A 19,854-nucleotide genomic window follows, 5' to 3' on the forward strand; every position below is an offset into this window, starting at 1 on the left:
TGGGCCTCGGCATAGCCGGGGCCTTTCCCATTGAAGACGCTTGCGAATTCAGCGCACCAAGGTCACCGTGCCGATCAGGTCGGCCTTTTCCGGCGTGAACTGGTCCTTGGCTTTCAGGATCCATACGTACACATCCTGCGGAAGCAGATCGCCGGAATTGTTCAGCGCGCCGTTCCACCCCACCGCGGGATCATCGGTGCTGAACACCTCGAGTCCCCATCGGTCGAAGACCCGCAGTTGATACCATCCCTCTTCGACTCCAAGCACGGAAGGGCGCCACACCTCGTTCTTGTCGTCGCTGTTCGGCGTGAAGGCATTCGGCACCCAGATCGTCAGGTCATCGTCGATCAGGACGCGAAGGCAATCCGTGTTGGAGCAGCCCAGCGTATCCGTGGCTATGAGGCAGATCTCACGGTATCCCACATCAGGCGGGCTGAAAGTCCAGCGGAAATCGCCGATGGTGTCGAGCTCGGTGCCATCGATGGTCCAATGGTAGCTCGCCCCTGTTTGCGGGGATTGGAAGATCACCGTCGATGGGTCGTTCACGCTCACGCGCATGGGTTGCGCATAGAAGGAGGCCGATGGCCCGTTCGAGACGAGCACAGCGTTTTCGACCGTGATGCCGGCCGTGCAGCCGTTCACGTCGGTCACGATGAGCGTCACGTCACGTTGCCCCGCACCCATGTACAGGTGAGTCGCGCTCATTATCGTGCTGGCCAAACCGCCATCACCGAAGCTCCAACCGGCCGTGATCAGCGGCTCCGGTGTCGTATTGGTGAAGTTCACTTCCAAAGGAGCACAACCACGATTCACGTCCAAGGTGAAGGAGGGCTGCGGCAATGGATTCACCGTCACGGTCACCGTGCTCTGGTCAATCTCATTGGCACAGGCACCAGATCCAATCACCGAGTAGGTGTAAGCACCAGGTGCGGCTTGGCCGGGCGTGAATGTGCCGTTGAAGGCCCCTCCGGGACCAATCCAGCTTCCACCGGCTTGCGCACCGCTCAAGAAAGGCAGCAGGTTCGTGGAAGGTCCGTTCAAGCAGATGTTCAGGACGCCATCGGTGCCAGCATCAGGCAGCTGATCAACGGTGAGTTGAACGATCGCTTGCGCATTCGGGCAAGGAGCCACGCCGTTCAACGTATAGGTATAGTCGCCGCTCAACGCTGTGCTCGGGTTCACTTGCGTGATCGCACCGCCATCGGGCGCCGTCCAACTGCCACCCGTGTCGGGATCTCCGACGAGCCAGTTGAAGGGATCCGCTGGCGCCTCATTCGCGCAGAGCGAAACATCCGCTCCGATGCCTGCGGCAGGAGCCTGCACCACGCTGATGGTAATTGTGCTCGAGGCCGATGGACATGGGGACGCGCCGCTCACGGTGTAGGTATACTCACCGGGGGGATCGGATGCCGTGCTGAACGAAGCCCCGTGCGGTGCGCCGCTCGGATCTGTCCAGCTGCCGCCTGCCGCAGGCGCGCCACCAAGCGCAGCGATCAGATTGAACGGCGCCGGATTGCTGCTGCAGAGTGATTGGCTGCCGCTCGTGCCTGCGTTCACGGCTTGTGAGATGGAGACCGCCACCGACGCCGCAGCTGCTGGACAAGGTCCGTTCGCAGGCATCGTGTAGGTGTAGTCCCCCGGAGTCGCCGAGGCGGGGTTCAGGGTACCGTTCATCGCCCCACCGCCGGGCGCGGTCCAGCTACCACCCGCTGCCGGACTGCCACCAAGCGCAGTGAACAGAGCCGATGGAGCATCGGAGGAGCACGCCGCTAATGAGCCGTTGGTGCCGGGATTCGCAGCAGGGACGGTTGTCACCGTTACGGTTGCGCTGGCATCAGGGCATGGAGCTGCACCGGTGATGGTGTAGGTATAGATGCCATCAGTCGAGAGGCCCGGCGTGAAATTGCCTAAGCTGACTGCCCCGGTCGGGTCGATCCATGCGCCGCCAGGTTGCGCAGTGGCGCCTAAGGAAGGAAGCAGCGCCAAGGGTCCACCGCTGCTGCATACGCTCAAAGGAGCACTGACCCCGGCTGAAGGCTGTGCGCTCACGTTAACGGTGACCGTGGCCGATGCGTTCACGCAAGGCGGCGTTGCGACGATGGAATAGGTGTAGGTGCCTGGTGCGCTCAGCCCCGGGGTGAAGGTCGTGTTGCCCAAAGGTCCTCCCGGCCCGTTCCAGCTTCCGCCAGCTTCCGGAGCGCCACCGAGCGAAGCGAACAAGTCAATGGGGGCCGATGCAGTGCAGAGGTTCACCATGGCATTGCTGCCGGCGTCGGGTTGGCCATTGATCGTGAGGCTTAGCGTTGCCGCCGCGCTCGGGCACGGGGCGTTTCCGGCAACCGTATAGGTGTACGCTCCGCTTACTGCTGCTGATGGATTGATGCTGCCACCGATGGCCGCACCGCTCGGATCGGTCCATGCGCCGCCGGAATCGGGAGCGCCTGCCAACAATCCGATCAAGTTCGTCAGCGCTGCGGTCTCGCATAGCGTGGCGCTCGCGTTGTCCCCGGCATTCGGCAATGGATTCTCTGTGACCGCTACGATGGCCGTGCTATTCGGACATGGTGCAAGTCCAGCGACGGTGTACGTGTAGCTGCCTGGGGCGTCCATGGCTGGATCGTAGATGCCGCCCACGGCAGTGCCGACGGAGTTGGTCCATGCACCTCCGGGATCCGCGCCGATCAACGCGGTACTGAGTGCAATGGGCGGGCTGTTTGAGCATAGCACCAATGGTCCGCCAGTCCCAGCGGTCGGGCTGGGGTTCACGTTCACCGTTACTGTCGCGCTCGCGTCCGAGCATGGCGGTGTGCCAGTGACGGAATACGTGTATGCCCCAGCGGGATCGATTGCTGGATCGAAGGATCCCGTTGAAGCGCCTGCGGGGCCGTTCCAACTTCCTCCTGCCGTTGGTGCGCCGCCTAGCAGGCTGAACAGATTGAGGGGCGGATCGCTTGCGCACACGGTCGTGCTACCATCGCTGCCCGCGCTGGGTTGCTCGTTCACCGTTACGGCGACTACAGCCGACTGCGAGCAAGGCGGAGCATTCGAGCTCACTGTGTACGTGTAATTGCCCGAGGCATCCGCAGCAGGATCCAAGATGCCGGCGAATGGCGCGCCGCTCGGATCCATCCATGTGCCGCCAGGTTGCGGCGAGCCGCCCAATGCAACAAAGAGGTCGCTCGGCCCCGAGGTCGAGCAAACCGTGAGTGCGCTGTTGATGCCGGCATTCACCGCGCATGCCTGAACCACAGCTGGCAACGTGGGAATGGGATCGAGGCCGCAGGCCGCGCTGCCCCATGACCCGGTCTCACTATCGGAGAGGGTGTTGAAGCTTGCGTTAAGGCTCATGCCGCTCACGCATGCCGGCGGGCTCAGCACGCTGATCGTCCAGCAGAACTGCCAATTCACCGCGCCCACGCAGAAGTCGCCGAAGTTGTTGCCGGGGTTGCCGTCGGCGGGTGCTGTGTAATTGTAGAAGAATCCGGGGCCCTGCGGGCCGATGTTGGTGCCTGCGGTGCCCGTGACGCTCGGGTACCATGCCCATGTGCCATTGCCCGAGCACGATGCCGGGGGCGGGCCTGGCGTGAGCGTGCTCATGTCCCAGCCTGGGCCGAAGCTGGCCGTGATGCCGTGGAACCAATTGGCGTTGGTCGAGTTCCAGAAGGTGACGGTGAAGCAGAAGGTCACCGTTTCGCCGCAGGAATAAGTGCCGTTGGTGGGCAAAGGCGATTGCGTGAGCGTGTACCCGACCAAACAGGGCTGCGCGAAGCCGCTGGTGATGATCGCGATCGCGATGGCGAGGAGGAATGCGCGCATGCCGGGTCCGAGGAGTGACCAAGTTTAACGACAGGAACGATACCCCGCAGGTTGCCCGGCCTCAGGTTGCCAACACGGGCAGCAGGGCCAGCAGGTCGGCGGGCAATTCCTTGCGCACGCCGATGGCCTGTGCGAAGGGGGTGAGGCGCACATGCCCACTCACCTCGCCCAGCATGGCGTCATGCGCACCTTGCAGCAGATGATCAACGGCAGCTGCACCCAAGCGGCTGGCCAGCACACGGTCGAGCACGGTGGGCGAACCCCCGCGCTGCAGGTGACCAAGGACCGTTACGCGCATGTCGTATTGCGGCAAGCGCTCCTTCACCTTGTTCGCAATGGCGATGGCACCGCCTTCTTCATCGCCCTCGGCCACCACCACGATGCTGCTGCTCTTGCTCTGCTTGGCGCTTGAAAGGGCCGCGACAAGCTCATCGATGCGCTGCCGCACCTCGGGCAGCATCACGTACTCGGCGCCGGCTGCAATGGCGCAATTCAAGGCGATGAACCCTGAATCCCGGCCCATTACCTCTACGAAGAACAAGCGATCGTGCGAGGCGGCGGTATCGCGTAATTTGTCGATGGCCTCAACCGCTGTGTTCACGGCGGTGTCGAAGCCGATGGTGCGGTCAGTTCCGGAGAGGTCGTTGTCGATGGTGCCTGCAAGTCCGATGATGCGCGTGCCATGCTCCTGGAAGAGCAGCCTTGCACCGGTGAAGGTGCCGTCGCCACCGATGGCCACCAAGGCATCGATGCCATTTCTGCGCAGCGTGGCAGCGGCCTGCGCACGTCCTTCCTTCGTGCGGAAAGCCTCGCTCCGCGCCGATCGGAGCATGGTTCCGCCGCGCTGGATGATGTTGCTCACCTCGCGCGGCCCGAGCGGCACCGTGCGGTCGTTGATCAACCCATCGTAGCCGCTGATGATGCCCGTGCAGCGGATGCCCCGGTAAGCCGCCGCTCTTGCAACTGCGCGCAACGCCGCGTTCATGCCGGGGCTGTCACCGCCGGAGGTGAAAACGCCGATGTGCCCGATGGCCGGGCCTTGGCTCATTGCGCTACCAGCTTGCCGAGCGGGCGCAGTTCACCGGTGTTGCGATCGGCGAGCGCGGCGTGATAGGTCCCTGCACGGATATCGCCCCGCTCTATCCAATTGATGCCCGCTGAGCTCATCGATCGGCGCAAGGCCTCGCGGCCGTTGGCATCGAACAGCACGAGCGCGCTCCCAGCATGTTCAGCGCTGAGGTCGATGGAGAAGCCATCGGTGAAGAGCGACGGGTACGGAACAGGCAATGCGGAGCGATGCGCATCATCCAGGCCGAGGGTTGTTCCGGCATGGCTGTACAGGTTGCTGAAGCAGCCCAGATACAAGGAATTGCCGCTCGCGTGGAATGTGTTCTGCGAGATTACATCGGCGCCCTGCAGGCCGGTCTCGTACACGCTGAAGCTGGCGCCGTTGTCGGTGGATCTCAGCACGTCCATCGGACTTGCGGTGTTGATCGCCCAGTACTTCCCATCGTAAAGGATCAACTCGCCGCCCGAGGGCGCGCCGGGTGCGCCGGTGCTATTGGTCCAGGTCGAGCCGCCCGTAGTGCTGTACCGGTACCCGAGCGCGCTCACCACCACCAGTCGCGATGCCGTGCCCTGTACACCGTAACACGCGAAATTGGCCGTGGCGATCTGGTTCCAGGTGACGGCCAGGTTGTTCGAGCTGGCAAGTCCTGCCGTAGTGGCGGCGTAGATGAGGCTGCCCGCCTGTGCTGCCTGATTCACCACCATGTTCGCAGCGAGGCCGTTGTTGCCGCCGAACCATTGCACGCCTCCATCAGTGCTGCGGAATATCCCGCCTCCGCCACCGATGGTCGCGCTGTAGATGGCGAGCGTGGTGGTGCCGAATTGGAAGAACTTCTTGGCATAGTTGCCAGCGTTGGCGCTGGGCAGCCCTGTGTTCGAGATGGCCCAGCTGGTGCCGCCATTGGTGCTGCGGTACACGCCGCTCTCGGTGCCGCAAAGGAGAGCCCCATTCACGAAGTGCACCGAATGCACGGTGGTGCCGGCGGGCAGGCCCGTATTCACCGGGTTCCAGATATTCCCGCCATCGGTGCTCTTCACAACGCCGCTCGGGTAAGGCACCATGTACAAGGCGCCAGCGCCGCTGGTCACGCTCTTCACGGCTTGGTAACCGGGATGGTTGATGATGTTCCATTGCCCAAATGCGGGCAATGCGAGCAGGAATACCGAGGAGATCGCGGTGGTAAGGATCCGTGTCATGGTTTCGTTCAATGGGCTGCGAAAATAGGCGGCGGCAGCCGCTGCCTGCACCCCTGCATTACATTCGCAGCATGCGTGGCGTTTGTCACCGGTCCCTGTTGGCCCTCTTCTTGGCCGTGGCAGCCGTACCCTATTTCATCGGGCGCGCGCTTCCGCATGATTGCCGGGATGAATCGGGCGCTCAACATGGACATGGTGATGCGGCCGAATTGAACGGTGACTGCGCTTTCTGCGACCTGGCCTTGCCGGTTGCGGAGCACATGTCTTCCGCTCCGGAGCTCGCGGTGATGGTCCAACGGGCCGAGCTTGCTGTGCTTCCGGTGTCGATGGTGCCGCCCAGCACGCATGGGTGCATAGCCGCGCGCGGACCTCCACGGACCTGAGGCTCTCATTCCCGGTTGCCGTCTGGTGCGACCGAAGGCGCACGCCCTGACGCGCGTTTCTTCCCTTTCATTCATTCCTCGGTTTCCCGTGACCGTGCATATCAAGTCATTCCTTTCGTTGCTGCTCGTGTTTCCGATGCCGATCATGGCCTCGGCGCAGCCTGATTCCTGCACCATATCCCTAAGCGGCCGGGTGATCGATGAGCATGACGCTGAAGCATTGTCATTCGCGGAGGTCTTCATTCCATCTCTTGGCAAAGGCAGTGTGGCTGATGAACACGGCCGATACCGCATCGATGGGCTATGCATGGGAACGTACGTGGTACGGGTGGCCCATTTAGGTTGCGAGCCCATTACAAGTGAAGTTCGGGTCACCAAGGACCTGGTGGTCGACTTCAGGCTAGAGCATCATGTCGAGGAGCTGAAGGAGCTGGAGGTGATCCAAAGCAGGCCTGATGAGAACGTCGGGCATGCCCGTCAAGCACTGGGCCGCGAGGCCATGGTGCGTGCCGGTGGGCAGTCCATCGCCGAAATGCTCGTCGCGCTCCCGGGTGTCACGTTGCTCACCAGCGGACCGTCCATCGCCAAGCCGGTGATCCACGGCCTCAGCGGCAATCGGATACTGACGCTCAACCAAGGCATTCGGCAAGAGGATCAGCAATGGGGAACGGACCATGCGCCGAGCATCGATCCGCTCAGTAGCGACCGCCTCACCGTGGTGAAGGGAGCGGCGAGCGTGCAGTACGGAAGCGATGCGATCGGTGGCGTGGTGATCGCCGAACCGGTTGAGCTGCCCAGGAGGCCGGGTCTGAGCGGTGAGCTGCGAGGCATTGGCATCCTGAACGGGAAAGGCGGCGGCGGCAGCGCCATGCTCCAAGGCGGCGTGCCTGGCTTATCCGGTCTTGGATGGCGCGTGCAGGGCAGCGGTCGGGCCGTGGGCGACGGCGAGGCCGCGCGATATGACCTGAGCAACACCGGCGCGCGCGAATGGGCGGCATCTGCTTCCATCGGGTTCCGTGATCACCGGCGGAGCGCCGCGCTTTACTTCAGCAGATTCGAGCGGGAGATCGGCATCTTACGAGCGGCGCATATCGGGAGCACCACCGATCTGCAGCGAGCCATCGAGAGCGGCGTACCATGGTACGTGCAGGATTTCTCCTACGCCATCGATGCGCCGCGGCAGACCGTCACGCATCACCTGCTGAAAGCGTCTGCGGGGATCGCGCTCACCGATCGCAATCGCCTGGATGCGACCTATGCGTACCAGGGCAATGCGCGACAGGAATACGACATCCGCCGTGGCGGCCGCAGCGCGCGCCCTTCGTTGGACCTGTTCCTCGGCACGCACACCGGAGAGCTTATCCTGAAGCATTGGCTCGGCCCGCACGTGCACGGAAAGGCTGGGCTGACCGGCTTGCTTCAGGAGAACTACAACGTGCCGGGGACAGGGGTGCGGCCCTTGTTGCCCGATTACACGCGTTGGAATGCAGGCGCCTTCGTTCTGGAGCATTTCCCTTTCGGCGAGCGGTTGGAACTTGAAGCTGGTGCGCGTGCCGAGGCCACGGCCATCGATGTCGGCCTGGGCACGGGTGATTCACCGAACCGCCGGTACGATTTCTTCAACCATGCGCTCAGCGCCGGTGCCAACTGGCAACCGCGCGACAGCTTGCGGCTGCGGTTCAATGTCAGCTCAGCGTATCGACCTCCGCATGTCAGCGAACTGCATAGCCAAGGCTTGCACCACAGCGCAGCGGCCATTGAAGAAGGCGATGCCTCCCTCAGCAGCGAGCGCGCACTGAAGGCCGTGCTCGATGCCAGCGCCGCAACCCGCAATGGCAAGCTGCGCATCGACGCCACCCTGCACGCCGCGCGCATCGATGACTACATCTACCAACGTCCTGATGGCACGCGCCTTACCATCCGTGGCGCCTTCCCTGTGTTCCGTTACACGGCCACGGACGCCGTGATCTCGGGCGCTGACCTCAGCGTGCAGGCCCGCCTGGGCAAGGGATTCACCGCTGTGCTGAAGGGCAGCACAGTGAACGGGCGCGACATGGTGCAGGGCGATTGGCTCTTCCTGATGCCCGGCGATCGCATGGAATTCAACCTGCGCAAGCAGGTGATGCCGATCGGGCGTTGGAGCGAGTTGGAAGCTGTCGTTTCGTCGCTCGTGGTGCTGAAGCAGCTGCGGTACCAGGCCGACCTTGATTTCTCGGATCCTCCTGCTGACTACCATGTGTTGAGCGCCACGCTTTCTGCCGCCCGGCGCATGGGTAAGCATGAGTTGCGCATCGGCATGCGCGGCAGCAACCTGCTCAATGCGGCATACCGCGATTACCTCGACCGCTTCCGCTACTATGCCGACGCCCGCGGCATCGACATCCAGCTATGGCTGGCCTTCACATTCGGGAACAACTAGGCCTTCCCATCAGCCGGCGAACCTGAAACGGAACTACGTACGCAGACCACGAACAACCCAAACACCCGAAACATGAAAGCGAGAACCTTCACGGAAACCACGATCCTCAACCGGATGACCAGAGGAGCGCTGCTCCTGATCTCCATCTCCTTGCTCGCGTCGGCTTGCAAGCCAGATGAGGAAGAGGACCCCCATAATCACGGCGACCACGATCACAACGAAGAGGAGCTGATCACCACCGTCCGTGCGAGCTTCACTCAGGTGGGCGGCGGCCATTCGGCGGAGTTCAGCTGGATCGACATCGACGGCGATGGCGGCAACGCACCGGTGATCACCGGGGACACGCTGCTCGTGGGCACATCGTACAACGCCGCCCTCTTGCTGCTGAATGAATCCGTATCGCCAGCCGACACCGTGAGCAACGAAGTGGCTGATGAGGCGGAAGCGCATCAGTTCTTCTTCTCCACCACCGGCGGATCACTCACCTGGGCGTCCTATGGCGACACTGATGCCAACGGGCTTCCAATTGGCCTGCTGAGCACATGGGTGGCCATGGGCGCCGGCAGCGGGGGCATCACGATAACCCTGCGCCACGAGCCCAACAAGAGCGCTGCGGGCGTGAGCGGCGGTGACATCACCAACGCAGGCGGTGAGACCGATATCGAAGTGGAGATTCCGTACGTGGTGCAATAGGCGTTACGCGCGAGGCGGATGCGCATTGCGTTGTGCATGGAACGCACGATGCACTGCGCATTGCTTCTCCTATTGCCTGTGCTGGTCGAATGCCAAGCTCCGTTTGAGGATGCCGGTGCACCAGGGCCTGAGCGCATTGCAACGGCAGCCTTGCCGGAGCGGCCGCTCGCGTTCCTGATCGACTCCCTCGAATTGGACGCGGGCTCCATCCGCTTCCATGTTGACAAGAGTGAGCGGCGCTTTCGCGTGTACGTGCAGGACCGTTTGCTGAAGGCCTATCCCTGTGTGCTGGGCGAGAAGCCGGTGGGCGACAAGCACCATCAGGGCGACCGGAAGACGCCAGAGGGCACCTTCGGCTTCCGCAGCAAGCGCGTGCATGCGCAATGGCATAAGTTCATCTGGGTCGATTACCCTAATGCCGAGAGCTGGCGACGGTACAACGAACGGAAGGCGAATGGCCTTATCCCACATGCGAAGGGCATCGGCGGCGAGATCGGCATACATGGCGTGCCCGAGGGCATGGACCACTGGATTGAAGCAGGCGCTGATTGGACTTGGGGCTGCATCGCGCTGAAGAACGCCGATGTGGACGAGATCTATCCGTTCATCACAGTAGGAAAGACCGCGATGGAGGTGGTGCCGTGAAGGCCGTTAAGGCCTGATCTCTTCAGGGAAGAGCTCGTCATAACCCGTGCGCTCATCATGTCTGCGCACGAAGCGAAGGCCGCCGATCTCCTGGATGACCAATTCCAAGGTGGTGCGCACCGAAGAGCCCTGAAGCAGGTGACCTCCCGTCATGCGGCCATCGCCATCGGCGACTGCCAGGTGCACATGCATGCCGTGCTTGGACAGCAATCCGCTGAGGGAGCATGCTTCGAGGTCGCCCTCAACACGTACTCCATTGCTCTTGCCTCCGAATCGGACCTCGGCATGGCTCAAGCTGCCCACAGCGCTCACGATGGCGGCGGCTTCAATGCCGTTCTGCTCGCACCATGCAAGCAGGTTCACGCGCACATCGTCACCAGGGAGCATCCGCAGGGCATGCACGCGGTATGGCCTTCCTGAGGCTTGCATCATTGGTCGAAGCCGTTCGGGAATTGCTGCTTCAGCGTGGCTATGCCATCGCGCACCTTGTCCTCCTGCTCGCCTTTGAAGGCATCCAGCTTGGCGGCCAGCTTATCATCATGGATGGCCAGGATCTGCACTGCGAGCAGCCCGGCATTGCGTGCGCCATTCACCGCTACGGTGGCCACCGGCACGCCTGCGGGCATCTGCACGATGCTCAGCAACGAGTCCCAGCCATCGATGCTGTTGCGGCTCTTGATGGGCACGCCGATCACCGGCAAAGTCGTCAGTGATGCCACCATGCCCGGCAGGTGCGCCGCCCCGCCGGCACCCGCGATGATCACCTTCACCCCGCGAGCCGCAGCGCTCTTTGCATAGGCGAACATCCGATCCGGGGTGCGGTGCGCGCTCACCACGGTGAGCTCGTGCTCCACGCCGAATTCCTTCATCGTATCCAAGGCCTCGCGCATCACTTCCAGATCGCTGCGGCTGCCCATGATGATGCCTACCATGTTCGTTGCGGGTTAGTCCTCTCAGGTGAATTGATGCAAGGCCGAATGGGGAGCGCGCTGGACCTCATTTCCTTTCCAGGTTTCGTCTTTCCGTTATTCCCTAGGCTCCACCTTGCAGTGCACTTTCGTCACGGCAATGGCCTGGTCAAGCTCATCATGGTTCTGCGCGATCACCGCCACGTGGCCCATTTTCCTTCCGGCGCGTGTCTCGCGCTTGCCGTAAAGATGGAAGAAGCTGCCAGGCAGATGCAGCACGTCGTCGAGTCCTTTCACCACGGGAGCACCGCTGCCGCCCTCGCCCACGAGGTTGATCATGGCGGCATGCCCGCGCAAGCCGCTATCGCCGAGAGGCCAGTTCATGTACAGCCGGAGCAGCTGGTCGAACTGGCTGCTGGCGCATGCTTCGATGGTGTGGTGCCCGCTGTTGTGCGCGCGCGGAGCGGTCTCGTTCACAAGGAGCTCATTGTCCGTGGACAGGAACATCTCTACCGAGTAGAGGCCCGGTTGTCCGAAGGCTTCGGCCACGCGCTTGGCAAGCCGCTGGGCCGCCTCGTTCACCGGTTGAGGAATTCGCGCAGGCGCGCGCAGGTGGTCCACGAGATTGAATCGCGGATCGAAGACCATCTCCACGGGATCGTAGGTCACCATGGTGCCATTGGCCGCGCGGGCCACGATCACCGCCAGTTCCATGGCGACATCGGCGCGCTCTTCCAGGACGCAAGGAGCATCGAAGGCGCGCGCGGCATCGGCCGGGGAATCGATCGCCATCACTCCTTTGCCGTCGTAGCCGCCGGTGCGCGCCTTCAAGAACGCCGGAAGCAGGTGCACGTGGTCAGTGAGGTCGCGGCCGCTCTGCAGCAGCGCGAATGATGAGGAAGGGATGCCGTGGCCCGCATAGAATCGCTTTTGCAGTCCCTTGTCCTGGATGATCCGCAGCACGTCGGGATCGGGGATCACGCGCTTTCCCAGCCGTTTCAGTTCCTCCAGAGCCTCAACGTTGACCTGCTCGATCTCGATGCCCACCACATCGGCATCGGCAGCGAAGCGCAACACGGTTTCCCGGTCGCGGAAGTCCCCAACGGCGAAGCGAGTTGCGATTGCTGAGCAGGGAGCCAGCGGATCGGGATCGAGAACATGGATCCGGGCATCGTAGCGCAGTGCGTTCTCGATGAACATGCGACCGAGCTGACCCCCGCCCAGAAGGCCGATCACGGGCTGCGCCTAGCCGATTGACTTCGCCATGCGGCGCGAAGATACCCGGACGTTCGCGCGGGACTCAGTGGCGTTTGCGATTGAACTTGGGCGCACGCAAGCGGCCCATGCGATAGCCCAAGGACAAGGCCATGGAACGGTTGCGCGGGAAATAGGCCTGATCGTCGCTCAGCACCGGGCGGAGGCCGCTGTAATAGCGAAGGCCTAAGTCCACTCCGCTCACGAGGTCGGCGCCTGCACCGAGTATCACGCCATAGTCCCAGTGCTCATGGCTCGAAGTCACATCGCTCGATCCTTCAGGGCTGATCTGCTGGGCAAGCAAGAGCCTTCCCATCTGCGCCCCGGCTTGGAGATTAACAACATTGCTCAGGTACACCTTGAAGGATAGCGGGACCTGGGCGTAAAGCGTCCGCACCTTGCTCCGCTCGCCATCTGGCATGCTGTATCCAGCGCCTAAGGAGGTGAGGAGCAGTTCAGGCTGCAATTCCATGCGTGGACCAGCGCGGAGCGCGAAGTAGGCGCCGATGCTTGCTCCAGGGATCCAGTTCGCGGCAAGTGTGGCGGATTTGGTGCCGCTCATCAGCGGTCCGCCCTTGATGCCGATTCCGGAACGCTGCGCGAACAGCACCGGCGCAAGGTGCGAGAGCAAGGCGAGCAGAAGGAGGCGCATGGCCGTGGCGGGGATTCGCGTGGTAAACGTGAGCGCTGGCCGCTGGTGTTTCAAGCAAGCCGGGTTATTCGGCAAGTCCAGCAGTGGTCTCGTCGAATCGTTCTCGACGAACGACGGCATGGTGCAGGCTCAGGAAGACGCAAGCCTCGTGATCGCGGCCTTCGGGTCATCGGCCCCGAATACGCTGTTGCCTGCTACGAGCACGTCGGCGCCAGCAGCGGCGAGCTTGCCGGCATTATCCGGGCCCACGCCGCCGTCGATCTCGATCAACGCAGGTGAACCGGCCCTGGAGCGCATTGCCGCCAAGACGTCGATCTTCTCGTAGGTGCGCTCGATGAATTTCTGCCCACCGAAGCCCGGGTTCACGCTCATCACGCAAACGAGATCGATGTCGGCGAGAACATCTTCCAACAGGTGCGCCGGTGAATGCGGGTTGATGGCCACGCCGGCCTTCATCCCCGATGCCCTGATGGCTTGGATGCTGCGGTGCAGGTGAGGGCATGCTTCGAGATGCACCGTAAGGTGATCAGCGCCGGCATCGCGGAAGGCATTGATGTACTGGTCCGGACGAACGATCATCAGGTGCACATCGAAGGGCTTCTTCGCGTGCTTGCGGATGCTCTTGATCACAGGCAAGCCGAAACTGATGTTCGGCACGAAGACCCCGTCCATCACGTCGATATGGTGCCAAGCGGCCTCGCTCTCCTCAATCAGATCAACCGCCTTGCGCAATTCGGCGAAATCGGCGGATAGGAGCGAAGGGGCGAGGAGGTGCGGCATGGCCGCGAAACTATTCGCCTGACGGTTGGGGTTTGGAGGTTGGTGCGAAATGTTGCGGGTTGAGCGCTCTGCTCAACCCGCAACCACGGTCAACCCTCAGCAAAGGTCCACCTTCAACCTGTTCAGCCCAGGTAAGCCTGCAGCACGCTGCTTCGGCTCGTGTGTTTCATCCGGCGGATGGCCTTCTCCTTGATCTGGCGCACGCGCTCCCGGGTGAGGTCGAACTTCTGGCCGATCTCCTCCAAGGTGTGCGGTTGGTTGCCATTGAGGCCGAAATAGAGGCGGATGACATCGGCTTCGCGTCCGTGCAATGCGCGCAAGCTCCGCTCGATCTCATTGCGCAGGCTGTCGGTCATCAGGCTGTCCAGTGGGCTGGGCAGGTCCGGATTGCTCATCACGTCCATCATGGTGCCGCTGTCACCGTCGTCGCGCAGTGGCGCATCCATGCTCACATGGCGGCCAGTGTTGTTCAGGCTGGTCTTCACTTCTTCGAGGGTCATCTCCAGCACCTCGGCCAATTCGTGCGCGGTGGGCGGGCGCTCATGCTCCTGCTCCAGGCGCGCGAAAGCCTTATTGATCTTGTTGATGGATCCGATCTTGTTCAGCGGCAGGCGCACGATGCGGGCCTGCTCGGCGAGGCTCTGGAGTATCTGCTGGCGGATCCACCACACGGCGTAACTGATGAATTTGAAGCCGCGCGTCTCGTCGAATCGGGTTGCGGCCTTGATCAAGCCGAGGTTCCCCTCACTGATCAGGTCGGGCAAGCTTAGGCCCTGCCCCTGGTATTGCTTGGCCACTGATACCACGAAACGGAGGTTGGCCTTGGCCAGGGCTTCCAGGGCTTCCTGGTCGCCTTGCTTGATGCGACGCGCCAGCTCTACTTCTTCTTGGGCAGTAATGAGCTTCACGCGACCGATCTCCTGGAGGTATTTATCCAGGCTCGGCGTGTCGCGGTTCGTCACCTGCTTCACGATCTTCAACTGTCGCATGCGTGCCATCTGTGCTCTGTGGTGTTGTGAATGAGGCGCCTTGAACGCCGCCCCGCCCCATGCGGTTACCTGAACAGGCGCGCATCCGACGAATGGATGCGCTTGGGCCATGAATGGCGAAAGCCGCCCTTGCGGACGGCTTCCACCTTGCATTCCGAATGCGATCAGTTGTTGCTCGGCTCACCGCTGCCGCCATGGTCGCGGCGCGGGCGATCATCCCGGCGTGGACGGTCATCCCGGCGCGGCCGGTCCCCGCGGTCGCGGAAGGGGCGGTCGCCGCGACCGCCTTCCATGGCCGGTTCACGCTCAACGTAGCCTTCGGGCTTGGGCAGCAGCACGCGGCGGCTCAGCTTCAGCTTGCCGCTGCGGGGGTCCTTGCCCACCACTTGGAATTCAATCACCTCGCCTTCCTTGAGCACATCCTCCACACGCTCGATGCGCTTCCAGTCGAGTTCGCTCACGTGCAGCAGGCCATCCACGCCGGGCATCACTTCCACGAAGGCGCCGTAGGGCATGATGGTCTTCACCTTGCCTTTGTAGGTGGCGCCCACTTCGGCTTGCGGCGGGTTGGCGATAGCGTTCACGCGTGCCAGTGCGGCATCGATGCTCGCCTTGTTCTCGCTCATGATCTCCACTTGGCCCATGCCGTCCACCTCGTCGATGCTGATGTGCGCTCCAGTCTCGGCCTGAATCTCCTGGATCACGCGGCCACCGGGCCCGATCACTGCGCCGATGCTCTCTTTCGGGATCGTGATGGTGATGATGCGCGGTGCGTGGTCCTTGTAATCGGCACGCGGCGCATCGATCGTCTTGAGCATTTCGCCGAGGATGTGCAGGCGGCCCTGGCGCGCTTGCTCAAGGGCTTGCGCGAGCACTTCGTAAGGCAGGCCATCCACCTTCATGTCCATCTGCGTGGCGGTGATGCCTTTGGCGGTGCCGCAGATCTTGAAATCCATGTCGCCCAGGAAGTCCTCGTCGCCGAGGATGTCGCTGAGGATCGCATGGCGCTTGCCGTCGCTGATCATGCCCATGGCGATGCCGCTCACAGGGGCCTTGATCTTGACGCCGGCATCCATCAGGGCCAGCGTCCCGCTGCAAACCGTGGCCATCGAGCTGGAGCCGTTGCTCTCCAGGATGTCGCAGTTCAGGCGGATGGTGTAGGGGTTCTCGGGCGGAGCGGGGATCACTGGCTTCAACGCGCGCAGGGCGAGGTTGCCGTGGCCCACTTCACGGCGGCCAGGGCCGCGGATCGGCTTCACTTCGCCCGTGCTGAAGCTGGGGAAGTTGTAGTGGAGCATGAAGCGTTCGCTGCTCTTCATGGTCGCGCGGTCGATGGTCTGCTCGTCCATGCTGCTGCCCAAGGTGAGCAGGTTGATGGCCTGGGTCTCGCCACGCGTGAAGATGGCGCTGCCATGCGTGCCGGGCATCACATCCACTTCGCTCCAGATCGGGCGGATCTCGTTGGTCTTGCGCCCATCGAGGCGGTTGCCATGATCCAGGCACACGTTGCGCACGGCCTTTTTCTGGGTCTTCTTGAAGAAGCGCGCCAGCATCGGCTTATCAGCCTTCTCTTCGTCGGTCAGGGTGGCGAGGCAGGCCTCCTTGATGGCGGCGAACTGCTCGTTGCGAGCCTCCTTGGTGCTGGGCACCATGGCCAGGTCGTAGTACTTCTGGTAGCAGAAGTCGTGGATCTTCTGACCGATCTCGGCGATGTTGTTCTCGTGGTTGTAAGTGCGCTTCACCTGGCTCTTGGGCACCATGGCGCTCAACTCTTCCAAGGCCACGCACTGCATTTGGATGGACTGGTGGGCCAGTTTGATCGCTTCGATCATGTCGGCCTCCTGCACCTCGTTCATCTCGCCTTCCACCATCAGGATGTCGCCTTTGGTGCCGGCCACGATCAGGTCGAGGTCGACCCCAACCAGCTCGTCCACGGTAGGGTTGATGATGAACCGGCCGTTCACCCGGGCGACGCGCACCTCGCTCACGGGCCCGCCGAAGGGGATATCGCTCACGGCAAGGGCCGCCGCAGCGGCCAGGCAGGCGATGCCGTCAGCCTGGTTCTTCTTGTCAGAGCTCATCAGCGTCACCACCACCTGCGTATCGCCGTGGAAGTCATCGGGGAAGAGCGGTCGCAATGCGCGATCGATCAACCGGCTGGTGAGCACCTCATGGTCGCTGGGGCGCGCTTCGCGCTTGAAGAAACCGCCGGGGAAACGGCCGGCAGCACTGAATTTCTCGCGGTATTCCACCTGCAAAGGCAGGAAGTCGATGCCTTCGCGGGCCTCCTTGGTGGCCACCACGGTGGCGAGCAGGATGGTGTCTCCGAGGCGGACGGTCACTGCACCGTCGGCTTGTTTGGCCAGCACCCCGGTCTCGATGGTGATGACTTTGCCATCGCCCATGTCGATGGTCTTGACTATTCCTTGTGGTCTCATGTTCTTGGGCGCGCCTTTCGCGCCGGTTTTTGGTTGGTTGTCTTTTTTAGGGCGGGCCGGTGTTCATCGATCCCTTCATCCGCCGGAACGAAAAGGGGCGATCGCATTCACGATCGCCCCCTTCGATCAGGAATTATCCACCGGTGCCGCAGTAGCGGCGCATGCCCGGATCACTTGCGCAGGCCGAGCTTGCCGATGATGGCCCGGTAGCGTTCGATGTCGTGCGTCTTCAGGTAGTTGAGCAATTGCTTGCGCTTGCCCACCAGGTCCATCAGAGCCTTCTCGGTTCCATGGTCCTTCTTGTTGGTCTTCAGGTGGCCGGTGAGGTGGTCAATGCGGGTGGTGAAGAGCGCGATCTGGCTCTCGGCACCGCCAGTGTTCTTCTCAGACCCACCGTGCTCGGTGAAAATGGCCTTCTTGGCCTCGTTGGTCAGGTACATGGTAGTTCGTAACAGGCCGCGAATGTAGGGGAAGAACCCTTACCAGGCACTCGAGGGGGCAAAACCTGATCCTCAGCTCCTGAACATCTGAAAGGTCTTCGCCAGGAAGCCCTTCAGGTCCTTGCGCTCCACGATCTTGTCCAGGAAGCCATGCTCCAGCACGAACTCGCTGGTCTGGAAGCCTTCGGGCAGGTCGCGGCCGATGGTCTCCTTCACCACGCGCGGGCCGGCGAAAGCGATCAGGGCCTTGGGCTCGGCGATGTTCAGGTCGCCCAGCATGGCGAAGCTGGCCGTTACGCCGCCCGTGGTGGGATCGGTGAGGATGCTGATGTAGGGCAGCTTCTTCTTGGCGAGCAGGGTGAGCTTGGCGCTGGTCTTGGCCATCTGCATCAGGCTGAAGCCGGCCTCCATCATCCGGGCACCGCCGCTCTTGCTGATAACAATGAGCGGGCACTTGCGCTTGAGGGCCTGGTCCGCGGCCATGGCGATCTTCTCGCCTACCACGCTGCCCATGCTTCCGCCTATGAAGCGGAAGTCCATGCAGGCGATCACCGCGTAATGCTTGTCCAATTTGCCTTCCGCTGCGCGCAGGGCGTCGTTCAGGCCGCTCTCGGCCCGCGTCTTCGCCAAGCGGTCGGTGTACTTCTTGGTGTCCTCGAATTGCAGCGGGTCGCCGGCGATCAGTTCAGCGCCGATCTCCGTGTATTTGTGGTCGTCGAAGAGCAGGGCGAAGTACTCTTCGCTGCCGACCTTCTCATGGTAGTTGCACTTGGCGCAGACCCACAGGTTGTTCTCGTGGTCCTCGCTGGTCACGATCTCATCGCAGCTCGGGCATTTGTACCAGAGGCCTTCTGGCGTCTCCTTCTTCTCCTCGGTGGAGGTGGTGATGCCTTCCTTGGTGCGTGTGAACCAACCCATGAGTGCAAATGTGGAGTATGAAAGGTGAAATGGCCCTGTTTCAGCTTTCCTGTCTCCGCTTTCTTAAGCGATGGTGACCTTGTCGTCGAGGTATACGTCCTGGATCGCGTTGAGCAAACCTACGCCTTCATTCATGGGACGTTGAAAAGCCTTGCGGCCGCTGATCAGGCCCTGGCCGCCCGCACGCTTGTTGATCACGGCGGTCCTCACCGCTTCCGCCATGTCGCTGGCGCCGCTGCTTGCACCGCCGCTATTGATCAGTCCTATCCGCCCCATGTAGCAGTTGGCCACCTGGTAGCGGCACAGGTCGATCGGGTGCTCGCTTGTGAGGTCGCTGTAAACCTTCTTGTGCGATTTGCCATAGTTGGCGATGGCGTTGTAGCCGCCGTTGGTCTCCGGGAGTTTCTGCTTGATGATGTCCGCCTGAATGGTGACGCCCAAGTGGTTGGCCTGGCCGGTGAGGTCGGCAGCGGTGTGGTAATCCTTGCCGTCGACCTTGAAGCCGCTGTTGCGGATGTAGCACCAGAGGATGGTGGCCATGCCCAGCTCGTGCGCGTGCTGGAAGGCGTCGGCGATCTCGGTGATCTGCCGCGTGCTCTCATCGCTGCCGAAGTAGATGGTGGCGCCAACGGCCACTGCTCCCATGTCCCAGGCATCCTGCACGTTGCCGAAGAGCACCTGGTCGAACTTGTTCGGCAGGGTCATCAGCTCGTTGTGGTTGATCTTCACGATGAAGGGGATCCTGTGGGCGTATTTGCGCGCCACGCTGCCGAGCACGCCATAAGTGCTGGCCACGGCGTTGCAGCCGCCCTCGATCGCGAGCTTCACGATGTTCTCCCCATCGAAATAGATGGGGTTGGGGGCGAAGCTGGCGGCGGCACTGTGCTCGATGCCCTGGTCCACCGGCAGGATGCTCATGTAGCCAGTGTTGGCCAGGCGGCCGTTGCCATACAGGGCCTGCATGCTGCGCAGCACTTGCGGACTGCGGTTGCTCAATGCGAAGCAACGGTCCACGAAGTCGGGACCGGGCAGGTTAAGGCTGCCTTTGACGATGGTCTTGCTCTGGTGATTCAGCAGGCTCTGGGCATCGGCGCCGAGGAGCTCTTCGATCTTGCTCATGGTCAACGTGGGCATGCGTGCTCGATTTTCAGGGCGGCGAAGGTAGGCGTGCGGGCTCGGCGGGTCCAGCAGGTGGATTGTGCATGCGCGATATGGGCTGTTCCGGCGTTGGTGCGGGCAAGTACCTTCGCGCGC

16 protein-coding genes are annotated in these 19,854 nt (G+C 62.4%); 3 read left to right on the top strand and 13 right to left on the bottom strand.

Annotation, left to right across the window (positions count from 1 at the left end):
- Positions 1-48: 48 nt before the first annotated feature.
- The 3 genes from IPK70_03915 to IPK70_03925 all read right to left on the bottom strand — a co-directional run bounded on the left by IPK70_03915 (position 49) and on the right by IPK70_03925 (position 6,081).
- Complete coding sequence (locus IPK70_03915) at positions 49-3,816, bottom strand: gliding motility-associated C-terminal domain-containing protein (GenBank protein ID MBK8226305.1); 3,768 nt, start codon at positions 3,814-3,816, stop codon at positions 49-51.
- Between the two features lie 61 nt (positions 3,817-3,877).
- Positions 3,878-4,846, bottom strand: a complete 969-nt coding sequence (pfkA, locus tag IPK70_03920; protein MBK8226306.1) for a 6-phosphofructokinase — start codon at positions 4,844-4,846, stop codon at positions 3,878-3,880.
- Between the two features lie 14 nt (positions 4,847-4,860).
- Entirely contained in the window at positions 4,861-6,081 is a 1,221-nt protein-coding gene (locus IPK70_03925) for a hypothetical protein (GenBank protein ID MBK8226307.1), read from the bottom strand.
- Positions 6,082-6,552: 471 nt separating this feature from the next.
- On the opposite strand from IPK70_03925, the gene IPK70_03930 reads away from it, so the two are divergent.
- The 3 genes from IPK70_03930 (at position 6,553) to IPK70_03940 (ending at position 10,221) form a co-directional block, all read left to right on the top strand.
- Positions 6,553-8,883 (top strand): TonB-dependent receptor, encoded by a 2,331-nt coding sequence (locus tag IPK70_03930; protein MBK8226308.1) that lies wholly within the window; start codon positions 6,553-6,555, stop codon positions 8,881-8,883.
- Positions 8,884-8,997: 114 nt separating this feature from the next.
- Positions 8,998-9,576 (top strand): type 1 periplasmic binding fold superfamily protein, encoded by a 579-nt coding sequence (locus tag IPK70_03935; protein MBK8226309.1) that lies wholly within the window; start codon positions 8,998-9,000, stop codon positions 9,574-9,576.
- 36 nt (positions 9,577-9,612) lie between these two features.
- Positions 9,613-10,221: a L,D-transpeptidase family protein gene (locus IPK70_03940; protein MBK8226310.1), complete on the top strand. Its 609-nt coding sequence runs from the start codon at positions 9,613-9,615 to the stop codon at positions 10,219-10,221.
- A gap of 6 nt (positions 10,222-10,227) precedes the next feature.
- Here IPK70_03940 and IPK70_03945 read toward each other — a convergent pair whose 3' ends face one another.
- The 10 genes from IPK70_03945 to IPK70_03990 all read right to left on the bottom strand — a co-directional run bounded on the left by IPK70_03945 (position 10,228) and on the right by IPK70_03990 (position 19,734).
- The gene (locus IPK70_03945; GenBank protein ID MBK8226311.1) at positions 10,228-10,653 is read right to left on the bottom strand and encodes a DUF296 domain-containing protein; all 426 of its coding nucleotides are present in this window, start codon (positions 10,651-10,653) and stop codon (positions 10,228-10,230) included.
- Positions 10,650-11,153 carry a 5-(carboxyamino)imidazole ribonucleotide mutase gene (gene purE / locus IPK70_03950; GenBank protein MBK8226312.1) on the bottom strand — a complete coding sequence of 168 codons (504 nt, stop codon included), beginning with the start codon at positions 11,151-11,153 and terminating at the stop codon, positions 10,650-10,652. Before purE ends, IPK70_03945 begins: the two co-directional genes overlap by 4 nt.
- Positions 11,154-11,246: 93 nt before the next feature.
- A complete protein-coding gene (locus IPK70_03955; GenBank protein MBK8226313.1) occupies positions 11,247-12,329 on the bottom strand; it encodes an ATP-grasp domain-containing protein in 1,083 nt (360 codons plus the stop codon).
- 100 nt (positions 12,330-12,429) lie between these two features.
- Positions 12,430-13,035: a PorT family protein gene (locus IPK70_03960; GenBank protein MBK8226314.1), complete on the bottom strand. Its 606-nt coding sequence runs from the start codon at positions 13,033-13,035 to the stop codon at positions 12,430-12,432.
- Between the two features lie 129 nt (positions 13,036-13,164).
- Complete coding sequence (gene rpe / locus IPK70_03965; GenBank protein ID MBK8226315.1) at positions 13,165-13,815, bottom strand: ribulose-phosphate 3-epimerase; 651 nt, start codon at positions 13,813-13,815, stop codon at positions 13,165-13,167.
- Positions 13,816-13,937: 122 nt separating this feature from the next.
- A complete protein-coding gene (locus IPK70_03970; protein MBK8226316.1) occupies positions 13,938-14,804 on the bottom strand; it encodes an RNA polymerase sigma factor RpoD/SigA in 867 nt (288 codons plus the stop codon).
- A gap of 164 nt (positions 14,805-14,968) precedes the next feature.
- Positions 14,969-17,242, bottom strand: a complete 2,274-nt coding sequence (locus tag IPK70_03975; GenBank protein MBK8226317.1) for a polyribonucleotide nucleotidyltransferase — start codon at positions 17,240-17,242, stop codon at positions 14,969-14,971.
- A gap of 170 nt (positions 17,243-17,412) precedes the next feature.
- A complete protein-coding gene (rpsO, locus tag IPK70_03980; protein ID MBK8226318.1) occupies positions 17,413-17,682 on the bottom strand; it encodes a 30S ribosomal protein S15 in 270 nt (89 codons plus the stop codon).
- 72 nt (positions 17,683-17,754) lie between these two features.
- Positions 17,755-18,600, bottom strand: a complete 846-nt coding sequence (locus tag IPK70_03985) for an acetyl-CoA carboxylase carboxyltransferase subunit beta (GenBank protein ID MBK8226319.1) — start codon at positions 18,598-18,600, stop codon at positions 17,755-17,757.
- 63 nt (positions 18,601-18,663) lie between these two features.
- The gene (locus IPK70_03990; protein ID MBK8226320.1) at positions 18,664-19,734 is read right to left on the bottom strand and encodes a class I fructose-bisphosphate aldolase; all 1,071 of its coding nucleotides are present in this window, start codon (positions 19,732-19,734) and stop codon (positions 18,664-18,666) included.
- Positions 19,735-19,854 lie beyond the last annotated feature (120 nt).

This window comes from Flavobacteriales bacterium, from assembly GCA_016712535.1.
In the GTDB taxonomy this organism is placed as follows: domain Bacteria; phylum Bacteroidota; class Bacteroidia; order Flavobacteriales_F; family PHOS-HE28; genus PHOS-HE28.